Origin of the sequence: Methanoculleus sp. UBA413, from assembly GCF_002502935.1 — an archaeon.
In the GTDB taxonomy this organism is placed as follows: Archaea; Halobacteriota; Methanomicrobia; order Methanomicrobiales; family Methanoculleaceae; genus Methanoculleus; species Methanoculleus bourgensis.
This window is the reverse complement of record NZ_DAQR01000133.1, coordinates 3,380-7,903: the sequence shown is the minus strand read 5'-3', so window position 1 is coordinate 7,903 and position 4,524 is coordinate 3,380. Positions and strand designations below refer to the sequence as shown.

The window sequence follows — 4,524 nt, the reverse complement described above, 5'->3', positions numbered from 1 at the left end:
TCGGGCGAAACCCGATCGGTCATTGCTTCTCGTGAGTATACTGGGTGCTGGGAATCGATGCACTAGAGCGCTCCGCCCTGCCGGCACCGGAGCCACTCGGAGAGCCGTGCGGCCATGATAAAGTCGTTCCTGGAGAGCCCGCCGATGGCGTAGGTGTACCAGGCGACATCCACGATCCGGCCTTTGTGGATGCTGATATCAGGGTGATGGCTCTCCCGCGCGGAAAACCGTGCGATCTCCTGGAAGAATGCTACGGCATCGCAGAACTCTTTACAGGCAAACTGGGCGACCAGGCGCCCGTCCTCGAGCGACCATCCCGGGATCTCAGGCAGGAGGTCGGCGATCTCCCGCCGGGTCAGCGGTGCCGTATCCGCGACATCCGGGCTGATCGGTTCAGACGAAAGATCCATTGCTTGATCCCTCTCCCGGGGAGGATAAAAAAGGTTCTTCTCCGCGCCGGTGCCCCCCCGGGACCCGGGAAACACCCCTCTTCTCTCCCCGGGCGAGAGGCTGCACGGATAAAGTCCGCCCATCAGCCCGGTCAGGGGTGGCGCCTGAGGTAATCCCTGATCCCCGCCGACTCAATCCAGCCTGAGTCGAGCCTGCTGATGAGGCTGTGGATGGTGTAGGCCTGTTCGACGATCGTTTCTGCAGACCGGCTCTCCTCCATGCAGGCGAGCCCCACGATCACCTGCAGCGGGTTCCTGATATGGTCGCCGAGGATCGCAAACTGCTCGATGTTCCTGTCGATCTGGGTGTATGCCTCCCGTTTCTCCTCCTCGAGTTTTGAGAGTTTCAGGCTGGAGGCGAGGTCCTTTGCCACCGCGGTGAGCAGGTCGACCTCGTTCTTGCTCAGCCGCGCACCAGCGGTATGAGCAACGGTAAGGACACCCAGGACCTCGCCTCCCGTTATCATGGGTATCGCCTGGAAGTCGCCGAACGATGCCATTCTGGGACTTAATTCCCCGATTCCCGCAGTATCCCGGGAAACAATCTCCTTCGTCTCGTAGGCCTGCCTGATGAGGTTTTCAGCCGACCGGTCGGAGGAGAGATGCTGGTAGTCATCGTCAGATAGCGCGAACGGGGCGATCTCCTCCCCAATCTTTAACCATACGCCGATGATGACCCCCTCCCGCATGTCGCAGAGGTTCATGCAGGCCTTCTGAAGCAGGCTATGGGTATCCTGTCCTCGTACTAGCATCCCGGAGAGTTTTGCCGCGCCCCGGAGCAGGGTCTCTGTCCTCTGCCGTTCCGTGACATCAACGATGGTGCAGACCACATCATCCCCGGAGAGGACCCCGGCTGAGATCACGACGTGGTGCCGTGCCCCCCGTGTGTCGGTGAAGGTCCCCGTGTGTTCTAAGACCGCACCCGACTTCCCCAGTCTCCCGAGGAATGCGCGGACCTCTTCCTCATCCCTCCAGAATGATAGCAGGTCGGCGCCGTTGAGGTCCCCGGGGCTGCACTCGAGGATCTCCGCGGCGCGCCGGTTGGCCTCCAGGATCCGGAGATCCCTTTTGTTGATGAGGAAGACACCTGCCTGGGAGTTCTCGAAGATGCCGCGGTACCGCTTCTCCCGGTCCCTGAGGAGGGTGACGAGGTAGAAGATGATCGTGGCGATCCCGATCAGGGTGATGAACTGGACGACTTCCCCTGCGAGGGCGACGATATCGGGGTAGGTGAAGTGGTAGACCATCCCGATGTAGAGCGATGAGAGCAGCAGGGAGAAGAAGAATCCGTTTCGTTCGTAGCGGTAAATTGCAAGGAGGATCGGGATATAAAGAAGGTGCGGGAAGACCTCCGTGAGGCCGCGTGACAGACCATACGCCGCGAGGGCAAGCGTGAGGGCCGACGTGACCAGCAGTACGGGAAGCCAGAGATCTGGTGCCCGGCCCGGCACCAGACTTCCATCGTGCACCATGCAATCATACGCGATGTGTGCATGCGGCGCTATAAAGGCACCGGTTTGTCCTCTAAATTGAGATCGCGTTTCCGGCGGCGTTAACGCCGATCATATGTGCAATTGGGAGTTTCTCGATATTTTCCGTGAATCGGCTGGTTTCTGACTCCGCATGAGGTCTGCTCACATACTGAGCCGATCTGCAGGAATAGACCCAGCCTGGTATTTTCCCGGGCAGGGAAGCGTGGCGGCTCTTCGCCGCCGGGAAAGGTGGTCTCCCCTGGTGCGGACGCCGTGCCCGGCGAGCCCGCCTCATTGCAGTCTCTTGATCAGGAACGCCACGTTCTCGGCGAACCGCCTGACCGTCTTCATCCCTTCCTCGTCGTTTACGGCTTCTCCGGGAGTCCTCCCAAAGACCATGTTCCAGTAGGTCGAGCCCGGCACGATCATATCGTTGATCAGGAAGAACATCAGCAGTTCCTGGAGCGTGGCGGTATGCCCGCCCCGCCGCGCCACGGCGATCGGCCCGCCTACCTTCCGCGAGAGGAAGGAGTCAGACGACATCGAGACCATACCGATCCGCTGCAGCGCCGAGAGCACATCGCCCCGTGCGGTCCCGAAGTAGACCGGGGTGCCGACGATGAACCCCTCCGCCTCCCGTATCTTCCTGATGATATCGTTCAGGCCGTCATCGAGGGCGCACTCCCCGCCGGTGCAGAGCCCGCAGGCGGTGCAGGAGAGGATCCGGTTCTCTGCAAGCAGTATGGTCTCAGTCTCGATACCCTCGCGCTCGAGGACCTTTGCGCACTCCCCGAGCACCAGCGCGGTGTTCCCCTCGAGCCGGGGACTCCCGCAGAGCAGTACTACTCTTCCGGTCATTCTTTCTCACACCTCGATCAGCCGGTAGGACGCATCGCCTAGACCAATCCTGGCAGCGTAGCTGATCTGGTAACCGGCATCCGTGTAGTCCCAGACCCCCATAAATTTGTCCTCTCCGGGGGCGTGGTTCCTCGCTAGCGCTGTTTGAGCAAACCCCCTCTGGCTGTTGACGAGATCGATGCTCGCGCGGTCGATAGCGACCGGATCGGTGGAGGCGAGGATCCCGATATCGGGGACGATTGGAGCGTCGCTCCAGGGGACGCAGTCGCAGTCGGGGGTGATGCCGAGGAGGAAGTTGATGTAGCCCACCCGTCCGGGCTTATCAAGGACGGCGCCGAGGGCGTACTCGCAGAGCCGCTCAAGGAACGGCCTGATTTCGGTGGTCCAGTCGAACTCGATCGCTTCTGTCGGGCAGGAGCGCATACAGTCGCCGCACCCGACGCAGTGCTCGGGGTTGAGCCGCGCCCGGCCTTCCACGACCGTCATCGCCGCCTGCGGGCAGACCATGGTGCACTTCCCGCATCCCCCGCACCGCTCGACCTCCACGAACGGCCGGCCCGCGTGCTGCTCCGCCTTCCCTGAGGGCGGGGCGCACCCCATCGCCAGGTTCTTGATCGCCCCCCCGAACCCGGCAAGGTCGTGGCCCTTGACGTGCGAGAGGACGATCATGCTCTCTGCGGCGAGGATATCCCCTGCGATCCTGACGCTGCCAAAATGCTTCCCGTTGATCGCGACCTCTGACCAGTGATCGCCCCGGAGCCCATCGGCGATGATCACCGGGGCGCCGACCACCGCGTAATCGAACCCGTGTTCGATGGCGGTGACGGTATGCCTGACCGCATCCGCCCTGCTCCCGGCGTAGAGGGTGCCGGTATCGGTGATGAAGGGATGTGCTCCACGCTCCTTTATCTTATCGACCACCTGCCTGGCAAAGACCGGGTGTATGTGGGTGTCGCACCCCCGTTCCCCAACATGCAGTTTGACGGCCGCAAGGTCGTCCGGCCGGACGACCTCGTCGAACCCGGCGGCCTCAAAGAGGCGGCGGATCTTCTGGGATCTACTCTCATGGTGGCTCCTTGCCCGGAGATTGGCGAAATAGACGTCTGCCATCGTCGTCTGCACCCTTCGCAGGTACTCTCTGATCAACAGGGCATAAGGGTTGTGCCTGCCGGTCAGAGCCCCGAGAGGTTGATACCCCCGTTTGAGGTGGTGACGGTGATCGTCGGCCCCCCGACGCCGAGCAAGCCCGAGACCGAGGTCCCCGTCGACTCGCTGACCCGGAGCGGGAGGTCGCCGACCGTCACCCTGCCGTTTGAGGTGGTGGCGACCACCCGGGCGTTCAGGTCTTCCGCCAGGCGGAGCGCTATCCCGCCGTTGCTTGACGATATCGTCACGTCGCCGCGGACGGCCGAGATCTCGGTGGATATCGGGCCGTTTGATGTCTTCAGACCCGCGATTCCTCCGCAGTCCTCCACCGTGATACCGCCGTTGCTCGTCGTTGCCGTGACGTAGCCTTCGACGCCCGAGAGATCGATCCCGCCGTTCGAGGAGGCCGCCGCGAGATCGCTGCCCGGGGCACCGTCCACGACTACAGGGCCGTTCGATGTCGCCAGTTCCGTTCCGGCCACCCGCACCCCCGAGAGTTTGATCGGACCGTTCGAACTCTCGACCCGTTGCAGGACGACACCCGACGGCAGCCGTATTGTGTAGTCCACGCTCGCCCGGACGTTCATGCCGGTATGCAC

Annotated in this window: 5 protein-coding genes; all 5 read right to left on the bottom strand. The window is 62.6% G+C overall.

The genetic code is table 11. The annotated features are described in order from the left end of the window. Positions 1-62: 62 nt before the first annotated feature. On the bottom strand, positions 63-410 hold the full coding sequence (locus BP858_RS11430) for a 4a-hydroxytetrahydrobiopterin dehydratase (RefSeq protein ID WP_014866015.1): 348 nt from the start codon (positions 408-410) through the stop codon (positions 63-65). Between the two features lie 131 nt (positions 411-541). Next, positions 542-1,921, bottom strand: coding sequence for a PAS domain S-box protein (locus BP858_RS11425; protein WP_074174725.1), 1,380 nt, complete (start codon positions 1,919-1,921; stop codon positions 542-544). A gap of 291 nt (positions 1,922-2,212) precedes the next feature. Continuing rightward, entirely contained in the window at positions 2,213-2,779 is a 567-nt protein-coding gene (locus tag BP858_RS11420; RefSeq protein ID WP_062261105.1) for a flavodoxin family protein, read from the bottom strand. A gap of 6 nt (positions 2,780-2,785) precedes the next feature. Beyond that, the gene (locus BP858_RS11415) at positions 2,786-3,889 is read right to left on the bottom strand and encodes a DUF362 domain-containing protein (protein ID WP_286879531.1); all 1,104 of its coding nucleotides are present in this window, start codon (positions 3,887-3,889) and stop codon (positions 2,786-2,788) included. Positions 3,890-3,951: 62 nt separating this feature from the next. Beyond that, the coding region (locus BP858_RS11410) for a DUF4097 family beta strand repeat-containing protein (protein WP_286879529.1) at positions 3,952-4,524 on the bottom strand (573 nt) is incomplete at its 5' end.

Bases quoted from the DNA above. Each gene is read 5' to 3' on its own strand.
- BP858_RS11420 (WP_062261105.1), bottom strand. From the start codon at position 2,779: ATGACCGGAAGAGTAGTACTGCTCTGCGGGAGTCCCCGGCTCGAGGGG.
- BP858_RS11415 (WP_286879531.1), bottom strand. From the start codon at position 3,889: ATGGCAGACGTCTATTTCGCCAATCTCCGGGCAAGGAGCCACCATGAG.
- BP858_RS11425 (WP_074174725.1), bottom strand. From the start codon at position 1,921: ATGGTGCACGATGGAAGTCTGGTGCCGGGCCGGGCACCAGATCTCTGG.
- BP858_RS11430 (WP_014866015.1), bottom strand. From the start codon at position 410: ATGGATCTTTCGTCTGAACCGATCAGCCCGGATGTCGCGGATACGGCA.